Origin of the sequence: Paraburkholderia sp. J67 (assembly GCF_905220265.1) — a bacterium.
Taxonomy (GTDB): Bacteria; Pseudomonadota; Gammaproteobacteria; order Burkholderiales; family Burkholderiaceae; genus Paraburkholderia.
In genome coordinates, this window is record NZ_CAJMZK010000001.1 from 670,541 (window position 1) to 690,761 (window position 20,221).

Annotated in this window: 16 protein-coding genes; 7 read left to right on the forward strand and 9 right to left on the reverse strand. The window is 61.4% G+C overall.

Annotated elements, in window-relative coordinates:
- Positions 1-32: 32 nt before the first annotated feature.
- The 6 genes from U5782_RS02895 to U5782_RS02920 all read left to right on the forward strand — a co-directional run bounded on the left by U5782_RS02895 (position 33) and on the right by U5782_RS02920 (position 7,440).
- A complete protein-coding gene (locus tag U5782_RS02895; RefSeq protein ID WP_322042354.1) occupies positions 33-1,376 on the forward strand; it encodes an acyl-CoA dehydrogenase family protein in 1,344 nt (447 codons plus the stop codon).
- On the forward strand, positions 1,373-2,560 hold the full coding sequence (locus U5782_RS02900; protein WP_322042355.1) for an acyl-CoA dehydrogenase family protein: 1,188 nt from the start codon (positions 1,373-1,375) through the stop codon (positions 2,558-2,560). Before U5782_RS02895 ends, U5782_RS02900 begins: the two co-directional genes overlap by 4 nt.
- A 17-nt stretch (positions 2,561-2,577) precedes the next feature.
- Complete coding sequence (locus tag U5782_RS02905) at positions 2,578-3,228, forward strand: nuclear transport factor 2 family protein (protein WP_322042356.1); 651 nt, start codon at positions 2,578-2,580, stop codon at positions 3,226-3,228.
- A 106-nt stretch (positions 3,229-3,334) separates the two neighbouring features.
- A complete protein-coding gene (locus U5782_RS02910) occupies positions 3,335-4,699 on the forward strand; it encodes an MFS transporter (protein WP_322042357.1) in 1,365 nt (454 codons plus the stop codon).
- 169 nt (positions 4,700-4,868) lie between these two features.
- On the forward strand, positions 4,869-6,293 hold the full coding sequence (locus tag U5782_RS02915) for a carbohydrate porin (RefSeq protein WP_322042358.1): 1,425 nt from the start codon (positions 4,869-4,871) through the stop codon (positions 6,291-6,293).
- 127 nt (positions 6,294-6,420) lie between these two features.
- The gene (locus tag U5782_RS02920) at positions 6,421-7,440 is read left to right on the forward strand and encodes an LLM class flavin-dependent oxidoreductase (RefSeq protein WP_322042535.1); all 1,020 of its coding nucleotides are present in this window, start codon (positions 6,421-6,423) and stop codon (positions 7,438-7,440) included.
- An 821-nt stretch (positions 7,441-8,261) separates the two neighbouring features.
- Here the strand turns inward: U5782_RS02920 and U5782_RS02925 are convergent.
- Positions 8,262-8,489: a helix-turn-helix transcriptional regulator gene (locus U5782_RS02925; RefSeq protein ID WP_321887280.1), complete on the reverse strand. Its 228-nt coding sequence runs from the start codon at positions 8,487-8,489 to the stop codon at positions 8,262-8,264.
- A gap of 1,556 nt (positions 8,490-10,045) precedes the next feature.
- Here U5782_RS02925 and U5782_RS02930 point away from each other — a divergent pair.
- Positions 10,046-10,402 carry a cupin domain-containing protein gene (locus U5782_RS02930; RefSeq protein ID WP_321887279.1) on the forward strand — a complete coding sequence of 119 codons (357 nt, stop codon included), beginning with the start codon at positions 10,046-10,048 and terminating at the stop codon, positions 10,400-10,402.
- A gap of 79 nt (positions 10,403-10,481) precedes the next feature.
- Here the strand turns inward: U5782_RS02930 and U5782_RS02935 are convergent, their stop codons facing one another.
- The 8 genes from U5782_RS02935 to U5782_RS02970 form a co-directional block, all read right to left on the reverse strand.
- The gene (locus U5782_RS02935) at positions 10,482-12,056 is read right to left on the reverse strand and encodes an ABC transporter substrate-binding protein (RefSeq protein WP_322042359.1); all 1,575 of its coding nucleotides are present in this window, start codon (positions 12,054-12,056) and stop codon (positions 10,482-10,484) included.
- 201 nt (positions 12,057-12,257) lie between these two features.
- Entirely contained in the window at positions 12,258-13,325 is a 1,068-nt protein-coding gene (locus U5782_RS02940) for an NAD(P)-dependent alcohol dehydrogenase (protein ID WP_322042360.1), read from the reverse strand.
- A gap of 87 nt (positions 13,326-13,412) precedes the next feature.
- Complete coding sequence (locus U5782_RS02945) at positions 13,413-13,757, reverse strand: cupin domain-containing protein (RefSeq protein ID WP_321887276.1); 345 nt, start codon at positions 13,755-13,757, stop codon at positions 13,413-13,415.
- Between the two features lie 273 nt (positions 13,758-14,030).
- On the reverse strand, positions 14,031-15,218 hold the full coding sequence (locus U5782_RS02950) for a M20 aminoacylase family protein (protein WP_321887344.1): 1,188 nt from the start codon (positions 15,216-15,218) through the stop codon (positions 14,031-14,033).
- A 73-nt stretch (positions 15,219-15,291) separates the two neighbouring features.
- Positions 15,292-16,773 carry an aldehyde dehydrogenase family protein gene (locus tag U5782_RS02955; RefSeq protein WP_321887275.1) on the reverse strand — a complete coding sequence of 494 codons (1,482 nt, stop codon included), beginning with the start codon at positions 16,771-16,773 and terminating at the stop codon, positions 15,292-15,294.
- Entirely contained in the window at positions 16,770-18,047 is a 1,278-nt protein-coding gene (locus tag U5782_RS02960; RefSeq protein ID WP_321887274.1) for an FAD-binding oxidoreductase, read from the reverse strand. The genes U5782_RS02955 and U5782_RS02960 overlap by 4 nt, the downstream gene beginning before the upstream one ends.
- A gap of 70 nt (positions 18,048-18,117) precedes the next feature.
- Positions 18,118-18,786, reverse strand: a complete 669-nt coding sequence (locus U5782_RS02965; protein ID WP_321887273.1) for a haloacid dehalogenase type II — start codon at positions 18,784-18,786, stop codon at positions 18,118-18,120.
- Between the two features lie 97 nt (positions 18,787-18,883).
- Entirely contained in the window at positions 18,884-20,209 is a 1,326-nt protein-coding gene (locus U5782_RS02970; RefSeq protein ID WP_321887272.1) for an FAD-binding oxidoreductase, read from the reverse strand.
- Between the last annotated feature and the right edge of the window lie 12 nt (positions 20,210-20,221).

The following is a 20,221-nucleotide window of genomic DNA, read 5'->3' on the forward strand; positions in this document are numbered from 1 at the left end:
CGCACACAAGTTGCGAATAAAAGGATGAACCGATGAACGACACAGCGCAGGCAGTCAAGGACCTATTGAATCAGGGTCGATCCTCTTCGGGGCGAGCGTTGTTCTCGCCGGACAGCACGTTGTCGAAAAGCGCCGCGCAGATGCGGCGCGAAGTGGCGGAACTCGTTCCGGCATTGCGGGCGCAGGCGGACGAAGCCGAGCGCCAGCGCTCGCTCACCGTGGAGATTTCGAAGCGCCTGGGTGCGATTGGCGTCTTCGATCTGGGCACGCCGATGGAATATGGCGGCCTCGCCGCCGGTGCGCGCGACATCGTCGAAGTGCTCCGCGAAGTCGGCCGCGGCGATGGCTCGGCGGGCTGGCTGACCGGCACGGCGGCCAATAACCATCTGCTGGTCGTGGCGTACCCGGATGAAGCCGTGCGCGAAGTCTTCAGCAGCGGCCGCAGCCTGAATGGCCCGCGTCTGGTGGCGGCCTCGATCTTCGCGCGCCAGGTCGGCACCGCGCGACAGGTCGAGGGCGGCTGGATGGTGCGCGGTCGCTGGGGCTTTGCGAGCGGTTGCCGCACCGCCGAATGGGCGATGGTCGGTGCGGATTTCGAAGGTGCGAACGGCCCCGCGCGCGGACTCGTGTTGCTGCCGCGCGAAACCTACGCAATCCTGAACGACTGGAACACCGCCGGTATGGCGGGAACGGCGAGCAACACCATCGTGATCGAGGACGAAGTCTTCGTGCCCGCTCACCGGATGTTCGATCTCGCCGAGCTTCCCGCCCGCATGGATGCCCTGAAGGACCGTTACGAGGGAACCGCTTTCACGTGGCGCGATCAGGCGCGCATCGTCGTCATCACGCTGAACCTGGCAGCGGTCGCGGTGGGCATGGCGGAAGGCGCGCTGGAATGCTTCATCCAGCAGGCGCCCAAACGGACGCCGTTCAATCTGCCGCAGTATCCGACCATTGCGGACTGCCCCGGCGCACAAATCAGCGGGGGCCGCTCGCAGGCCGGCATCGACGTGGCGCGCGGCACCATCGAGCGCATTGCCGACGGCATCGACCGGCTGAGCGCAGCGGGCCTCGATCTGACCCAGGTCGAAGCGACGCGCATGCACATGGAACTCGTCTTTGCAATCCGCCTGTGCTCCGACGCGATTGCCGATCTCGAATCCGCACTGGGCTCCGCCGCGTTCGCCCTGGCCAATCCGGTTCAGCGCTTTCACCGTGACATCCGCGTCCTCTGCTCGCATGGCGCGATCCGCTTCGATCCGCTGGCCGAGTTGAGTGGCCGCGACGCCCTCGGCCGAACGGAAGACAAGACCTTCGCAGGCGGCCTGCCGAACGTCGAGGCCCAGATCGCCAACACCCTTGGGACAAAAAAATGACAGTGATTAGCGAAGGCCGGCTGCGTCCGGCAACCTTGATTCAGGCTGCGGTGGATCTCGCGCCCCTCGCGCGCGAATATGCCCAGCAAGCGGATACGTCGCGCCGGATTCCCGATGCGCTCATCGCCGCGTTCCGCGAGGCCGGTCTGTTCACGGCGATGCGCCCCGCCGAGGTGGGCGGCGCGGCGATCCGCTTTGGCGAGTTCATCGACATCGTGCGCCACATCTCGCGCGGCGATGCCTCGGCGGGCTGGGTAGCGGCGTTCCTGATCTCGCACGAATGGCTGCTTTCGCGTCTGAATGCACAGGCGCAGGCCGAGATCTTCGCGGACGGCTTTGGGCTCGCCGCCGCGGCAGCCGCGCCGCCCGGCAAGGCGGAAGCGGTCGACGGTGGATATCGCGTGACGGGACGCTGGCGATTCGCATCGGCAATCCTGCACTCGAACTGGGTGGTCGTCTCCGCCGGTGGGCCGGCAACCGGCCCGCTCGCGGTCGTCGCCCGTATCGGCGAAGGCACGATTCACGACACCTGGCACGTACCCGGTATGCGCGGAACCGGCTCTAACGACTTCGAACTGAAGGATGCGTTCATTCCGGCGCACCGTGTCGTCGACTTCGTGCGCTATTCCTCGCGCGAGAACGATGGCGCCCAACTCTTCCCGTCGTATGAAGCGCTGCAATATCCGATGTATCGCGTGCTGTCGTTGATCCACGGCGCCGTTGCGGTGGGCACGGCCGAAGCGGCGCTCGAACTGTATCCGTCGATCATCGGCAACCGCGTACGCCCCGCCACCGGCCAGCCGCTGGCCGAGGAAGCCGGCAATCACTCGGCGTATGGCGAGGCGGTCCAGCAGGCCCAGATCGCACGCCTGCTGCTCGACGATGCCGTCGCCCGCACGGAACGACTCTACGCACGCGGCAGCGAAAACCCGTCGCTGGAAGAGCGCGCCCGCTTGAATCTGGCCGTGACCGGCAGCGGCACCGAAGCGCTGAAGGCCGTCGACACCCTCGTGCAAAACGCGGGTGCGAGCATTCACCGCGACGGGCATCCGCTCGATCTGATCAACCGCAATAGCCAGGTGATGCGCAGTCACGCCGTTCTCGACTGGCGTTACGCGCAATCGCTTGCAGGCCGTGTGTTGCTGGGCCAAGGCCCGGGCAAGCACCTCGACGCCTTGTATTGATAACGGGAGTGGACACAATGAGCCGCCAGCTGTCGCTCGAAAAGAGGATCGAACGTCTCGAAGCCACGGTCGAGATCCAGAACCTCATGAGCCAATACCAGTACCTGCACTCGGCCTATCTGAACGAGCGCATCGTCGGACTTTTCGCGGATCGCGACGACTTGTCGATCGACGCGCCTTTCGGGCGTTACTACGGCCGCGATGCCGCCCGCCGCTGCTTTGGAGTGCTGTTCGAGAAAGACCTCACGCCGCGCGACCTGCGTGGCGAGATGGTCGAGCACACCCTGACGACCCCCATCATCGAAGTGGCCGGCGATGCGCAAACGGCGAAGGCCGTGTGGAATTCACCGGGCCACGAGGCGCACAAGTTCTTCTGGGTGGAGGGATCGCCGCACATCGCCTTCTGGAACTGGCTGCGCTATTCGGTGGATTTCATCCGCACCGAAGCGGGCTGGCGCATCTGGCACCTGCGCGTATATTCAACGTTTGCAGCCGACTACTACAAAAGCTGGGTCGATGCCGTGCCGCCGCCGGAGCCGCCGCTCAATGAAGGGGACGCAACGTACGACGAACCGCCGCGCCCGAGCACGAGTTACAGCAAGGATCGCGCCCCGCAACTGATCCCGGTTCCGCCCGAGCCTTACGACACCTACGAGACGGGGCAGTGAGCCGGACAGACGCATCGAACTACGCAACAGAGCCGCATAGGCCACATCAGACCGAGAGAGCGAATCCGGCGATTCGCCTCAAACAGGATACGGAGCGGAGACAGTCATGCATCAGATGGAGAGCAGCAACACGGCAGCGAATATTCCGTTTCCCCGGCCCGGGGAAAGCGACGCATCATCTTCGGCAGCGGCTTCGGCCTCAGGACATGCGCCGACCTGGAAACTGATTCCGTTGTGGTTCATCGTCGCGTTGATCGTGTCGTCCCCCGTGATCGGCGCGGCCGTGATCAATGCCCATATGGCCGTCGCCCTGAAAATGGATCGCACGGTGCTGGGCGCAGGCATCAGCCTCTTCGTCGCCCTCATGAGCCTGTCCGCACCGTGTGTCGCGCTCGGCTTTCGTTTCTTCGGCATTCGCAATGTTGCGCTGGCCGGCGTGACGCTGGCCATGATCGGCGCAATCCTGATGGCCACCGTCGTCTCGTCCGGTCCTTCGTTCATTCTCTCGTATGGCCTCGTGATCGGCCTCGGGGTCGGCGCTTCCGGCGTGCTGCCGGTTCAGACGATCGTTGCGACGTGGTTTCGCAACCGCCGCGCGCTCGCCGTGTCCGTGATTCTCTCGGCGATCGATATTTCGGGGGTGGTCACGTCGCCGGCCTATGCCTGGCTGATCGACAAGACCGGCAGTTGGCGCGACGCGTGGTGGGTGACGCTCGGCTGTTTCGTCGTGGCGGGTTTGCTGATCCTGTGGATGATTCCGCGCAATCTCTCCGCCGACCCGCACAGTATCGACGTGAGCGTGCCCGTGGTGGATCGTGAAGCATCGAGGACGCGCGTCTACAAGACGCCGACCCATTGGCCGATTGGCGAAGCCATGCGTACGCGCCCCTATGTCTATCTTCTGCTCTACAGCCTGACGACCTGCATCGTCTGGGTGTTCTTCCTCTCGCATGGCATCGAGCATCTGCACGACATCGGCTATAGCTCCACCAGCGCAGCAACGGCGCTCTCGATCATTGTCGCGGCTTCGCTGGCCGGCAATGCGGCTGCCGGGCTGCTTGGCGACCGCATCCCGCCTCACCTGCTGGGCGCCGGCGCCATGCTGATGCTCAGCGCCGGCCTCGCACTAGCGATCGCACCGTCCGGCTTTGCGGCCCTGGCGGCCTTCGGGATCGTGTTCGGATTCGGCTACGGCGCCGGCCAGGTCTGCTGGATCACCACGCTCACGAACTATTTCGGCACCAAGGCGTTTCCGATTCTCTACGGTGTCATTCTCGCAACCGGAATGATTGGCGGCACGATAGGCGGCATGGGCGCAGGATCGGTCTACGATCGCCTCCATACCTATGGGCCCGCCTTCGCAGTGGGTGTCGCACTGACCACGCTGATTGGCCTGTTGCAATTGCTCGCTTCGCCAAAATCGATCAAACGCGAGCACGCAATGGCTGGACAGGCTGCATCCTCCCACTGAAATCCGCTTCGCCAGAGCAAGACTTCACGGCTTAAAAAACCTCACATGCCGGATTAATCCGGCTGTCGATTGAATTTATTTAGTTTTCCTACATTTTAATAATCTTCAGCACGTAAGACAGTTTCCACTGATCCCACGTCATATCTAGAAGAAGCAAGGAGACATACTCATGAAGTTCGTGATTGCGGCTGCCTGTGCAGCCATGTGGTCCAGCGTTGCGCTCGCCCAGGCCAGCGCGCAGAACGATGCGCAAAAGACCGCGCAGGATGCCGGTAACGATGACGTTCAACAAACCGCGCAGAACACCGCGCCGGTCGGCAAACCGACGATCTCGGCACGTCCCTCGAGCACGCCTGGCACACCGGCGGCCACCGTACCGCCGCCGCCGACCAATAACTACGATCAACTCGGGGTCAAGGGCTGGGCGACGCCCTTCCCGCTTGCCAGCGACTCGCTGATCGGCGACGCGGGTGGCCTCCGCACCAAACTGGCCGATAACGGCCTCTACTTCCTGGGCTACAGCCTCAATGGTTTCGCCTACGACCTGCGCGGGAACAACACGCCAGGCGCGAACTACAACGGCCGCCGCCCCACTTACTACTTCGGCAGCACCGGCATCGCCATGACTTACGACGCGAGCCGCATCGGACTGGAAGGCGGGCAATTCGAGTTTCAACTCAATGCGCTCACCAACGCCGCGAACGATCTCAACGGGCCGAAGAACGTCGATATCGGCAGTCTGACCTACTTCCAGCCCTTCCTTCACGATACGTTCGAAGTGAAGGTCGGCTATATGGTGCTGGCGAACGAATTCATGGGCGCCAATGTGGCCGGCAGCTTTGCCAATGGTTCACTGGGCCCGTCGGCCGCGTTCATCGGCGTGGTCGGTGCCGCCTTCCCCGGTTTGAACACGCCGGGCATCACCATCAAATACAACGCGCCGAATCACTTCTACGACAAGGTCGCCATCGTACGGGCCATTCCCAACGAGGCCGTTCAGACGATCGTCGATAGCGAACGCTTCGGCATGCGTCTCTCGTATCCGGGCACGAAAGCACTCGTGATGAACGAATTCGGCTATAACCGGCCCTCGGCGCCCGACCAGCACAACCTCTGGTTCCGTGCGGGCGGCGTGTACAACTGGACCCAGTACACCCGCTTCGACACGGGCGGCACCTCGAGCAATCGCGGCGCTTACGCCGCCATCGACTACCAGTTGACCCAGCCCGATCCTGGCATGCCGTTCCGGGGCATTTATGCAGGCGCGTCCTTCACCTATGCGCCGCCCAATATGAACCTCTTCTCGCGATATTTCGAAGCGCGTGTTTACGGGCTCGGCATTATTCCCGGTCGCCCGCTCGATATGGCCTCGCTGGTCTTCACCGACAACTCGCTGAGCCGTTCAGCCTTGAATACCGAGTTCCGTGGCCTTGATACGGCCAACAACCTGGCGTCGATCACCGCAAGCTACGCGTACCACATTCTGCCCGGCGCATTCGTGCAGGTCGGTCTTGGCGTAGTGAAGAACGCCGAGATTTATCCCAAGGTCAATTGGGCGCTGGAAAGCTATCTCAGCGTGAACCTGATTTTCTGAGTTTGCATGGTCCGCTGCCTTGAGTTTGTCGCGCAGCGTTCATCGAAGAAGAAAGCGGCGATGAGAAAGCCGCTCTCATCTTCTGCAATCGATCATTGCCCCGCACACGCGCCTACATTTGAATTCGATGAAAAATATCGGCTTCCTCTCGTTCGGTCATTGGACACCTTCTGCGCATTCGCAAACGCGCTCAGCGGCCGACGCACTTCAGCAATCGATCGAACTCGCCGTCGCGGCAGAAGCCCTCGGCGCCGATGGTGCGTACTTCAGGGTCCATCATTTCGCGCAGCAACTCTCGTCGCCCTTTCCGCTTCTCGCTGCGATTGGCGCACGCACGCGACGTATCGAGATCGGCACGGCCGTGATCGATATGCGCTACGAAAACCCGCTCTACATGGCCGAAGCCGCAGGCGCAGCGGACCTGATCGCGGGCTCACGCCTGCAACTGGGCATCAGTCGAGGCTCGCCGGAGCAGGTTATCGACGGCTGGCGCCACTTCGGCTACGCACCCGCCGAGGGAGAAACCGGCATCGACATGGCGCGACGTCATACCGAAGTACTCCTGAACGTGCTGCGTGGCGAGGGATTTGCCGAACCGAGTCCGCAAGCCATGTTTCCCAACCCGCCTGGCTTGCTGCGACTTGAGCCGCACTCCGAGCGCTTGCACGAGCGCATCTGGTGGGGTTCGAGCACCATCGCGACGGCGGTCTGGGCGGCGCGGCTTGGCATGAATCTGCAAAGCTCCACGCTCAAGGATGACGAAGACGGCCGCCCCTTTCACATCCAGCAGGCGGCGCAGATTCGCGCGTACCGCGAAGCCTGGCGCGAGGCTGGGCATGCTCGCGAACCGCGCGTATCGGTCAGCCGTAGCATTTTCGCATTGGTGAATGATGACGATCGCCGTCATTTTGGCGGCGACGCGCAGAGCCGCGATCAGATCGGTTATTTTGGCGACTTGCGGCTGATCTTTAGTCGTTCCTACGCAGCCGAACCCGACCGCCTGATTCGGGCGCTTGCGGAAGACGAAGCGATTGCAGAAGCCGACACGCTACTGCTGACGGTGCCGAACCAGTTGGGTGTCGATTATTGCGCGCACACTATCGAAGCCATTCTGGAGCATGTCGCTCCGGGCCTTGGGTGGAGATGAGGTTGACTGCACGAGAGGGGGTCGTTCGTTCTCGCGCTGCTGCTTGTAGAGGAACTCAAATGGCTTCCGAAAAATTATCCAAATAACTTCCGCTTAGGTATGGGTATGGGCTCAAAATCTGTGTCGTTTGACTGGTCTGTTACCCAAATAACTTCCGAGATCGACGAGTTTCACCATAAGTCTTCCATGGATCTAGCGACCTCATCAATAGCCAAATAAAATTACAATTCTATTATCGATAAACAAAAACAATCGACCAGTCTGTAGTTGGCTACACGATCGCGGAGAATCCCTTTCTTTAGCGATTTTGGCTAGTTTTGCTGTACAGCTAAACTAGCCAAAATCGCTAAACCAACGTTTCTTGTGACGGCACAGGCCAGTTGCATTCAAGGCTGGAGACTTGATTGAATCCGACCGCTGCTGAGCAGATGTATTTCACTCCTCATGTTCCTTGTCCGCAGCAGAGGCAACCGGGTGGAAGCCAGCACGCTTAGCCCAAGTCACTAACGCTCATCGTGAATGCGGGAGTTCTGCGAAGCTCGATGCCGAGATCAATCAGGCAATCTGGGGAAGATTAGCGTCCGATGTGAGTTACACCCAAACGGATCTGCCTTCCCGCACTGAGCGTCGGGTCCGCGGCGTCCGGCGACGCGAACGCCCCACCGTAGTACGCATGCTGATGTGCGATTCCCTCCAAAACGTGAGACTTGAGCCCCGTAAGTTGAGTTATTGGTACACGGTGCGCCGCTTTCTCCGGGAATCTATGCGGGTAGATTTATCCGAGAAAACGCTCACCACGCGGGACTATGGAAAGCCTATCGCTAGTACTCCAGCAACGACGCGGGCAAAACATCCAGAGCTTGCGCGATACGCTCAATGTTATAGATCGTCACGTTCTTCTCGCGCCTCTCCAGCATCCCAACATAGGTTCGGTGCACTCCTGCCAACTCGGCAAGTGCTTCTTGGGAAAGGCCTAGTTCGAGCCGGCGGCGCCGGACGTTGGCGGCAAAGACAGAAACGAGGTGACATTGTGAGGGATTAACGGACATCCCGAAAATGTCCGCGATTGCATACTGCGATTCTACATACTATGATTAGCGTTTTTCGACGCAATCGACGACGTGCGTTTCGTCGGTTCGAACACATTGCGCTCGAGTTAGATATACAACCGCATCGATGCTATTGACCAAGGCCAGCTGGGAAGACAAGAACCCGGCCAGAAGCAAACTACTTTCTCCTTACACAGCCTTTCGATGTGTTGCAGTTCCTCCAACTTGCTTCCTCATCCAGTCTGGTAGGAAGACCGAGCAAGACGAATATCCAATTGACACTTTTCTCTCGGCTATGGCGGAGGATCTGCTTGAGATCGTGAGCCAACTTGAGGCACATAGCAGAATCTTCGTGATCAACACCCGGATGAATGCAGACGAACAATGTGCTATCCAACCGGTTTCCTCGATCCACAGCTATGTGGCGGACGGAACACGGTGGTATTCGTATCAAGTGTCCGACGGTACCCTCATCCCGTTCCTTCCATGGCAACGTCACGCAAGCACGGAAACAAAATGGACAACGGAATGGTCCTCTGCACCCTACATTGAGTGTGATTCGGTGCAGTAAGAAAGGGGACGAGGACTTCAGGCTGTCGCACTTTCGCTTCAGTTGACCCCGCACATACGCAATTAAACGGGCGACTGTGTGATCTGCCTCACGCCACAGCGCCTCACCGTGCCCTCCTCCCCGCCTTCGCGGGGTAGGCGAATTTCCCGCGTCGCGAGGGGCGGAAACTCAAACTTCCATTGAGTTTCTGACCGACTAGATTTAACGCGACATCGAATCGCCTTAAGACGATCTGGCAGCACAAACGATAGGCCGTTTGAAGTCTTGAATACCCCATATATCGCGCGTTGCTGTCGATTATTGCGCTGCCCGCTGGACACTAGAGTTCAACTTGATAAAGATCGCACGGCGCCTCTTCCCTCGCGCCCAAGACAAAGAAGCCCTCATTGCGCTATCGGCCGTCGCAGCTGGCTTTGTCGGGTCTATTGCCACCATAGTCGCTATCGCCATGATCTTGACTGGGCGCTGAACTCGATAGATCCAGCCCTGGGGAGCCGACCGGCCCGAACTGCGCCTGCGCCTAAACATAGCGCGCCTTGATCATTTAGCCCCCGCCGAGCCTTGATATGCTGCAAGGACGTCGCGAGCCACGGCCATCTTCACAATGATCTGCGTGCAACGGGTAACAGGTCACCCTCTCGCAGCAGATGCGCAGAGCAGCTCCGTAGCACCAAATCGCATCGAACATTGACAATGTTTAAGGCATCCGACAACGACGATAAACTAGTCGACCACCATTCTCGATTTATTAACATTAATAAAAACAAAATCTTATATTTACTTTAATTTAACTCCAACGAGAAATAATAAAAATAAAATCACTGAGCCTTTGCAGGATTTTTCCGCTCCCGTCGAAACCCGCTTTCTCTCGAAGCTCCGCGACCATGTTCCGTCACAACTGTCGAGACGGAGGCAATTCCGGCGTGCAGCCTTCGCCGACTTGCAAATACTTATCACCTGTGCTCAGTAACCCGGAGACTCAATCATGTCGTCGTTCATCCAATTCCCGCTGAATAATCTCGGAGAACCGCATCGTGTCTATTCGCCGCTGCCTGAGCGGCAACTCGAAGGCAACCAGATCTGCCGCAACTGGAATGTCGATAAAACTCAAGACGAAACCGTGGCGACCGGCGTATGGGAAGTCACGCCAGGTGCCTACCGTTCGATGAAGCAGGATGCGTGGGAATTATGTGTGATCCTGTCCGGCGTTTCAGAAATCACCGAGGATGGTGGAGAAACGGTCACTGTTCGCGCAGGCGATACGTTCGTTTTGAAGCCCGGCTTCGTCGGCACCTGGAAAGTGCTGGAAACCACGCGCAAGATCTGGGTACTGAAAAACTGATCGAACTCTGTGAACCGCGTAACGCGGTTCACAGCGCGAAGCGCGCGTCGTACTTCGCGCTTCGCGCCGAATACAGTGTTCAGGCGCTCCACCACGTAGACTCGGCGAACGAATAACCCATCATCGGTCCTGTCGGAATCGACTCCAGTCCGTGCAGTCGATTGTCGTAAGCGTCAAGCAGGCTCATGAAAGCGGGAATACCGATTCCACCCTTATCAGACACGAGTTCCTGCATATCTCCGTATAGAGCCTTGCGTTTAACCTCATCCGTCTCCGACCGCGCCGCGACGAGTAGCTGGTCAAATTGTGCATTCTTCCAGCCCGACTCGTTCCATGCAGCATCCGAGCGGAAAAACTGTGTAAACAACGCGTCCGCGCTGGAACGCGGGCCAATGTTGCCGAATCCAAGCGGATGCTTCATCCAGTGCTGCGACCAGTATCCATCCGAGGGCACACGATTGACCGCCAGATTCATGCCGATTTTCAAGGCGGATTGCTGCAGCAGCATCGCCATCTCAACCGAACCAGTCGCCGTCGGCGCAGCGAACACCGGCGGTGGCGGCGACGCAATGGCGCCGGCCTTCGACAAAAAAAACTTCGCTTTGTCCGGGTCATACGGCCGTTGAGGCAACGACGCATTGAAATAGCGATGAAACGGTGGAATCGGCTGATCATTGCCGATTGTCGCGTAGCCGCCAAATACCCTCGCCTTCACCTGCTCGCGATCGAGCAGGTATTTCATGCCGAGCACGAAATCCGGATTGCCCGAGATCGGGTTATCCGCGCGCATCACCAGATCCGTATATTCGCCGGATTTCGTCTCCATCACCGTGTAGCCGCCTGCTGTGCCGATCCGTTTCGTCGTGCGTGGATCGACGTTGTCGATCAGATGTACGTCGCCGGCCAACAGCGCGTCGACGCGCGCGTTGTCGTCGCTGATGCCGATCACCTCGACCTGATCGAGATACGGCAACCCTGCTTTGAAGTAATTTGGGTTTCTGATTCCTACCGTCGACACGCCCGGCTTGAATGTCTTCACCCGGTACGGTCCGGTGCCATTCGCCGACGTGAAGTCCGTCGTGCCCGCCTTGATGATGACCAGTTGCGGCGTGGCGAGAATGGTCGGCAGATCGGCATTCGCCGAGGTCAGCGTGAGCGCCAACTCGTTCGGACCGGTCGCCTTCGCCTCCTTGAATTGATCGGCCAGCGCCTTCACTTTCGACGCAATCGCCGTGTCCTTATGGCGCATCAGTGAATACGCTACGTCGGTGGGCGTCAGCGGCGCGCCATTGTGGAACGTAACGTCCTTGCGCAGCTTGATGACCCACACAACGCCGTCCTGGCTGTCGATCGCTTCTGCCAGGTTCATCTTCGGCGTCAGGTTGCGGTCTAGCTGCGTGAGGCCGCTGTAGAACATGAAGAAGCGGATATAGTCCGAGCCGGTCGAACCGTGCGCAGGATCCAGCGTGTCGGACGTCGACATCGAGTCGTACGCAACCCGTATGCTTCCGCCGCGCTTAGGCACAGGCGCGGCGTTCGCGATGCCGGGCAGCACCCCAAAACCCGCGCCAACGGCGAACGCCCCAGCACCCGCAATCAGGCGCATCATGTCGCGACGGGTGATGCCAGCCGCTTTGCTATCGAAGTCATTCATGCGACGTGCTCCATAAAAACCGAAAAGTTCAACAGATTGCACCGCGACCCAACTCACCAATTCATGCCCACAACTCCCCGACAGCACGAACCGGATCGGCAGATCGAACTGGAACGCCCGAAACGCTGACGACACACGTCGCGCCGCCAGCCTTCAAACTTCGTTTTCACTACCAGGAAGTGACCTGCGACAGCGTGCCCGTCACATCCGTGCTGCGTTATTCAGCGAAGCCATATCGATCACGAACCGGTACTTCACGTCGCTCGCCAGCATCCGGTCGAATGCTTCATCGATCTGCTGGATGTCGATCGTTTCGATATCGCAGACGATCTTGTGCTCGCCGCAGAAGTCGAGCATCTCCTGCGTCTCGGGAATCCCGCCGATGTACGAACCCGCGACCGCCCGGCGCTTCATCAGCAGCGGCGTCGAATTGACCGCCGGTTCGAGCTTACCGAAATGCCCGATCATCACCAGCGTGCCGCCGGGCGCGAGCGTCGCGACATAAGGATTGATGTCGTGCTGATACGGCACCGTGTCGACGATCAGATCGAAGTGCTCCTTCGCCGCGGTCATCTGTGCGTCGTCCGTCGATGCAACGACGTGATGCGCCCCCAACGCACGTGCATCGGCGTCCTTGCCTGCCGAGCGCGTGATCAGCGTGACCTCGGCGCCCATCGCTCGCGCGAACTTCAGTGCCATATGTCCGAGGCCGCCGAGACCCACCACGGCGACACGCGAGCCGGGACCGACGCGCCAATGCCGCAGCGGCGAATACGCCGTGATGCCTGCGCATAGCAGCGGCGCGGCCGCCTTCAGGTCGAGGCCGTCCGGCATCTTCAGCACGAAGCGCTCGGACACGACAATCTGCTCTGAAAAACCGCCGTAGGTACGCGAACCGTCGTGCCGGTCGACGTTGTTATAAGTCGAGGTCGCGCCGCGCTCGCAATACTGTTCGAGCCCCGCACCGCACGAGCTACACGCACGGCATGAATCGACCATGCAACCGACGCCCACGTAATCGCCAACGGCAAAGCGCGTGACGTCGTTTCCCGTTGCCGTGACACGGCCAACGATTTCGTGGCCCGGCACCATCGGATATTTCGCGCTGCCCCAGTTATTGCGCGCGCCATGCAGATCAGAATGGCAAACGCCGCAATACAGGATCTCGATGACGACATCGTCCGGACGCGGGCTGCGTCGCTCGAAATCGAATAACCTCAGCGGCGTGTCGCCGGAGCGCGCAGCGTAGCCGCGAATCGCGTTTCCCATGGGGTTCCCTCACCTTCGTGTGCACTGCGTTCGTATTCATGACACGTGATGCGCCGCACGCGTATGCGGCGGCGTTCAACGAATCGCTCAGAGAATGACGTAGAACTTGCGCATGGTTTCCGGCATCTCCCACAAACCCTGCGTGTTCGCGGCGAAGAACAGCGTATCGCCAGGCGCGAAATCGACCGGCGCTTCGCCATCGGGTGTGAAGCGTCCGTGTCCCTGGAGAATGTGCATGACTTCTGGTTCCATCACGATGCGGCGATAGGAACCGGCCGTGCATTCGAAGATGCCGGTGTTCGTGACTTCTGCGCCGTCGACGGCCAGGCGTATGCCACGAAGCTCGATGTCGGGGCCCGCAAGCGACGCGATGCTGCCGCGATCCTCGAGATCTGGAAATTGAGCGCTGTTGCGAATGCTGATGACTTTCACGTGGATTCCCTGATGCGTATTCTGTTTCGTGTTGAAGGCGATAAATCCTGCCGATCTGGCGTTGAGTCGATCGACGTTGCCCCACTATAGAAACGCAAAACGGCGGCGGGTTTAATGGCCATTAAACCCGCGATTAAAGCGGATTGAACGGCACGGACCACACAGGGGACGGCGCAGGAAGCAGCGCTAGAAAGGAAAGAAAGGGGAAAATCGCGAACGCGATGGAGTCGATCGGGTTCGGCGGCGTCAGGCGCCGCCGCCCGAATCGAGCAGTCAGTTCTTGAAATACTGCTGGGCGAGTTCGACCCAGTAACGCACGCCGACCGGCAGGATGTCGTCGTTGAAATCGTAGGTCGGATGATGCAGACCCGCAGGCGCGCTATCCGGTTTCGCGTTACCGATCAGCACGTAGGTGCCCGGCCGTTCCTCCAGCATGAAGCCAAAGTCTTCCGACGTCATATTCGGCGGCACGTTCGCGTGGACACGCGCATCGCCAAAGGTATCGCGCAGGACCGTTTCGCAGAGCGCGGTTTCCGCGGGCGTATTGACGGTCGCCGGATAGTACTGGAAATACTCGACCTGGACGCGTGCGCCATACGCGGCGGCAAGCCCCTCGCACATCGTCTGGATATCGCGCTGCAACTGTTGTTGCAACGCCGACGACAGCGTGCGGATCGTGCCGCGCAGTTCGGCCGTTTCGGGGATCACGTTGTCGGTGTCGCCCGCGTGCACCATGCAGACCGAGATCACGCCGGGATCGACTGGATCCTTGTGGCGCGCGGCGATCGTCTGGCATTGCAGCACCATCGAGCACGCGAGCGGAATCGGATCAAGGCCGAGATGCGGTTGCGCCGCGTGCGCGCCCTTGCCGGTCACGGTAATCCGGAAGCGTGAGCCCGCCGCCATGATCGGTCCTGTGCGCAGCCCGAATTCGCCGGCTGGGAGACCCGGCCAGTTGTGCATGCCGAACACCGCTTCGGTCGGAAAGCGCTCAAACAACCCGTCGTCGATCATCTTGCGCGCGCCCGCTCCGCCTTCCTCGCCCGGCTGGAAAACGAAATGCACGGAGCCCGGTAGTTGCGGCAGTGACTTCAGCACGCGCGCCGCTCCGAGCAGCATCACCGTGTGCCCGTCGTGACCACACGCGTGCATGAGCCCCGCGCTGCACGACGCATACGCAAACGTGTTCGCCTCATGAATTGGCAACGCGTCGAGGTCGGCGCGTAGCACGACGCCCCGCGATGGATCGGCGCCCGGCAGGCTCGCGACGACGCCCGTTTTGCCCAGACCGCGTACGGTCGCGTAGCCGAGCGATTCGAGTTCGCGCGCGACGACGTCCGCCGTGCGGGTCTCCTCGAAACGCAGTTCAGGGTTTGCGTGCAGGTCCTGCCGCAGCTTCGTCCAGTGCGCGTGATGGACGCGATAGAACGGCATCGAAGTATCGGGTTCGGTGATGTTCATGGTGTGCAGTGAGAGCGGATACAGGCGCTTGGACTGGCTGCAAAACGCGCGACGCAGCAACGAACCGCGCATTTCAGGCGTAATACCCAAGGATCGACTTGATCTCCAGATATTCCTCCATCCCTTCGACGCCGTACTCGCGCCCGTTGCCTGACTGCTTGTAGCCTCCGAACGGCGCCTGCGGATCCCACGCCGGATAGTTCAGATGCACCTGCCCCGAGCGGATTTGCGCGGCTACTGCGCGCGCCGCATCGAGGTCCGTGCCCTGCACGTGCGCACCGAGTCCATACACGGTGTCGTTGGCGATCGCGATTGCTTCGTCGACGCTATCGTAGGCGAGAATCGCCAGCACCGGCCCGAAAATTTCCTCGCGTGCGATCGTCATGTCGGAGCGCACGCCGGAGAAGATCGTCGGTCGAGCGAACCAGCCGCGCGTGAATCCTGCGGGCCGCCCCGCACCGCCCGTCAGCAGCTTCGCGCCATCGTCGATGCCCGCCTGGATCATCGTTTGCACGCGCTCGAACTGCGCGCGGTTCGCCAACGGCCCGTGCGTCGTCGCCTCGGCGAACGGGTCGCCCACCACCATGGCCTCGACCGCCGCCAGCGCCAGTTCTTCCACCTGCGGCAGTAACGCGCGAGGCACAATCATGCGTGTGGGCGCGCTGCACGATTGCCCCATGTTGCGGAACGCAGCCGCCACGCCAAGTGACACTGCGCGCGGCAAATCCGCGTCCGGCAGCACGAGGTTCGGCGACTTACCGCCCAGTTCCTGCGCGACCCGTTTGACCGTCGGCGCGGCCGCTTGCGCGACCAGAACGCCAGCGCGTGTCGAACCGGTAATCGACACCATGTCGACCTGCTCGTGCGCGGCCAGCCGCTCGCCGACTTCCGGTCCCGTGCCATTGACGAGATTGAAGACGCCCGCCGGCAGCCCGGCCGCCTCGACGACCTCGGCGAACAGCAGCGCCGAGAGTGGCGACAGTTCGCTCGGCTTGAGCACGACTGTGCAGCCTGCGGCGAGCGCCGGGCCGACTTTCGCCGTGATCTGGTAAATCGGCCAGTTCCAGGGCGTGATCAGCGCGCAGACACCGATCGCCTCGCGCACGAGCGCTGTCGCGCCGCGCTGCGTGCGGAACGAATACCCGGCGAGGTTATCGCGCGCAACGCGCAGATGCTCGGCCGCGAGCGGCACGTGCGCGTTGCGCGCATACGAGATCGGCGCACCCATTTCGGTCGTGAGCGCCTGCGCGAAGTCTTCGGCGCGCTCCAGCATCAGTGCATGGATCCGGCCGAGGTACGCCGCGCGTTCCTGCGGCGGCGTGGCCGACCAGCGCACGAATGCGCGGCGCGCGGCCTGCACCGCACGCTCGACATCGCCGGCATCGCCAAGCGGCAGCTCCGCGAGCGTTTCCCCGGTCGACGGGCACACGAGCGGCACGCGTTCGGCGCCGCCGGGCGGCGTCCATTCGCCGTCGATGAAGAGCCGCGCCAGATGCCCGTTGCGGCGCAGTTGATCAAGCGGAGATTCAAACGTCGATTCAAGCTGTGAACTCATTGCGTTGCATCCTTGTATCGGTACCATGCGCCGACGATCGGCAGAAACCACGGTTTGCCGAAGTGCCCGGGAATCGCCGGCCACGAAAAATCCTTCCACGGGTTCAGATCCGCGCGACCGTCCATGATGTCGGCCATGCGCGTGCCCATCAGCGTCGACATTTGCGTGCCGTGGCCGCTGTAGCCCATCGAGTAGTAAATGCCGTCCCGCTGACCGGCGCGCGGCAGTCGGTTTTTCGTCATGTCGACCATGCCGCCCCAGCAATAGTCGATACGCGTATCGGCCAGTTCGGGGAACACGCTCGCCAGTTGCTGACGCAGAATCTGACCGCTCTTGCCGTCAGCGCGCGGGCTCGATACTGCGAACTGCGCGCGGCCGCCAAACAGCAGCCGGTTGTCCGGCGTGGTGCGGAAGAAATTGACGAAATTCTTCGTGTCGGTCGCCATTCGACGGTGCGGAAGCAACCGGTCGAGCACGTCGACAGGCAGCGGTTCCGTGACGATCAGGAACGCGCCCACGGGCACGATGCGGCGCCGGATCCAGCCGAACGGTCCGACCTGCGAGATGCCACTCGCGAGCAGCACCTGCTTCGCACGGATCTCGCCGCGCGGCGTTCCAATGCGGTAAGCGCCGCCCGGCTCGCGCTTGAGCGAGAGCACCGGATTGTTTTCGAGAATATGCGCACTGCGGGCTTCCGCTGCGCGAGCGAGTCCGCGCACGTAACGGCCAACGTGCATACCCGCACTCTTGCCGAAAATCAGGCCGCCGTGATAGCGGTCCGAACCGATCTCGTCGCGCAGTTCTGCGCGCGTCACGAGCCGGGTGTCCGGGTCCACGTTCGCTGCCAGCAGCGCATGACTGCGTGCGAGCTTGTCGAAATGCGCGGGCTTCGCAGCGAGCTTGAGCTTGCCGGTCCGAGCGAAATCGCAGTCGATCGATTCCTCGCGTACGAGCCGCTCGACCGTGTCGACGCCCGCGTCGAAGGCGCGATACAGCTCGTTCGCGCGCTCGACGCCAATCAGTTGCGACATCGTTCCGTAGTCCTGCGCGAAGCCGTTGTTACACATGCCGCCATTGCGACCCGACGCCGCTTGCCCGACTGTGCCCGCCTCACAGACGACGACACTCGCACCCTTCTTCGCGAGCGCGAGCGCGGCGGTCGTGCCCGTAATGCCACCGCCTACCACGACCACGTCACACGCATCGACAGGCAGCTCCGCGAAACGCGAGACGAACGGCTCGGACGTATCCAGCCAATAAGAAGTGAATTGCATCAGGACTCCCTTGCCCCCCAACTGGCGACACACACGCACGTAAACGCGCGCCGCGCTGGCATCGCGCTTATCACAGACCGACGACGCCGGCCAGGCCGGAAATATCGCGAATCTCGATGTTCTCGTAGAACGGATTCACAGGCTCATGGCCGCGATTGACGAACACCTTGTTCTTGATGCCCATATCGTGCGCGGACATCAGGTCATAGCGGAACGACGATGAGACGTGCAGGATGTCTTCCGGGCCGCATCCGAGCGTGTCGAACATATATTCGAATGCGCGCAACCGGGGCTTGTACGCGCCCGCCTGCTGCGCGGTCAGCACCGCATGAAACGGCGCGCCGAGCTTCGCGACGTTGTGCGGAATCTGCGCGTCCATCGAATTGGTCAGAATCACCAGCGGAATTTCCTTCGCGACCTTCGCAAGACCTGCGGGCACATCTGCATGCGGACCCCACGTCGGAATGCTTTCGTAGATCGCCAGCGCGTCTTCGGCACGGAACGGCAGCGCGAACGCCTTCGTCGTGCGCTCCAGCGCGTTGTGAACGATCTGCGCGTACGGCTTCCAGTCCCCCATTGCCTCGTCGAGACGATAGGCGGAAAAGAGCTTGCAGAAACGCGCCATCTGGTCCGCGTTCAGCTGGGTGCCGTACAGCGCGTGCGCGGCCTCGTTCATCTCGAAGTGGATCAGCGTGCCGTGGCAGTCGAAGGTGATGTATTTCGGGCGAAGCGTTGTCATCTACGAATCCTCAGTGTGGATGTGGCAGCATCCGTGCGAAAAGGCCGGATACCGGTCAAGCGATCAAAAAAACCGTGGGTAGGCGTGCGCATCGCGTTCAGAAGTCGGCCACCTTGCCCCAGACGGACTGTTCGAAGCGCGCGTGCTGATACGGTTGCGGATCAACGATGGGTGTCGTGCCGCTCACGATGTCGGCGGTCAGATGTCCGACGCCCGGCCCGATGCCGAAGCCATGCCCGCTCAAGCCCGCCGCGAACACAAAGCCCGGGATCTGCTGAGACTCACCGATCACTGGCACGCCATCTGGCGTCATGTCGATATAGCCCGCCCAGGACCCTGCAACGGGTGCGGCGGCGATGGCCGGACAGAGTGCTGCGGCGCGGCGGCGGATTTCGGCGACGGTCGGCTCGTCAACGCTCGGATCGAGCACGCGCATGTGCTCCATCGGCGTTGGCTGATCGAGACGCCAGCGCTTACTGCTTTCGTGGCCGGAGCGCACGCCCTCGAACGTGCCGAAGCTGAGGCTGCGCCAGCGCGAACTAAACATCGGCAGGAAATCCCGTGCATAACGCACTTTTTGCCATGTGGGATCAAAGCGCGCGATCCCGCTGATCGCCAGCGTGTAGGTCTCGTCGCCGCGCCGCGTGATCGTGATGCCTGCTGTGTGCAGGGCGTCCGGCAGCGTGCCGGCCTGCAGCGACACGGCAGCTACCGAAGCACGGATCGTCGCCTGCGGAAAGCGGATACCAAGTTGGCGGCAGAACGTCGATGCCCACGCACCGCCCGATAGCACCGCGACTGGCGTGCGAATGGTGCCGTGCTCCGTGACGACAGCCGACACACGGCCACCCGAAGTTTCGATGCCGCGCGCCGCGCAGTTCTGGTGAACCGTGCCGCCAAGTTTGCGGACCGCACGCGCGACCGCCGGCGCGGCTCGGCCCGGGTCGGCGGTGCCGTCGGTCGGCGCGAACACGCCGCCCTTCCAGTCACGGCCGGTCACGCCCCCACGCGTCTTCGCTTCACGGCTGCCAAAGACTTCGGTACGCACGCCTGCCGTACGCGCGAAATCGCACCAGCGAGCCCAACGCGCGAGTTCGGCGTCATCGTTACTCAGATAAAGCAGGCCGCCGCGCCGGAATCCAGTCGTCTCGCCCGATTCAGCCTCGAACTGTTCCCATAGGCGCAAGCTTTCTGTGGAGATCGGCAGCTCACGCGCGTCGCGGTTCTGCTGACGCACCCAGCCCCAGTTGCGGCTCGACTGCTCGCCGCCGACGAGCCCCTTCTCCACCAGCGCAACCTTCATCCCGCGCTGTGCGAGAAACCACGCGGTAAACACACCGACAATGCCCGCGCCGATCACGACGACATCTGCGTGGGTCGGTAGCGGATCGGTGGTATCGATCCGGGTCAGCGGTACGCGCATGGTCTAAACACT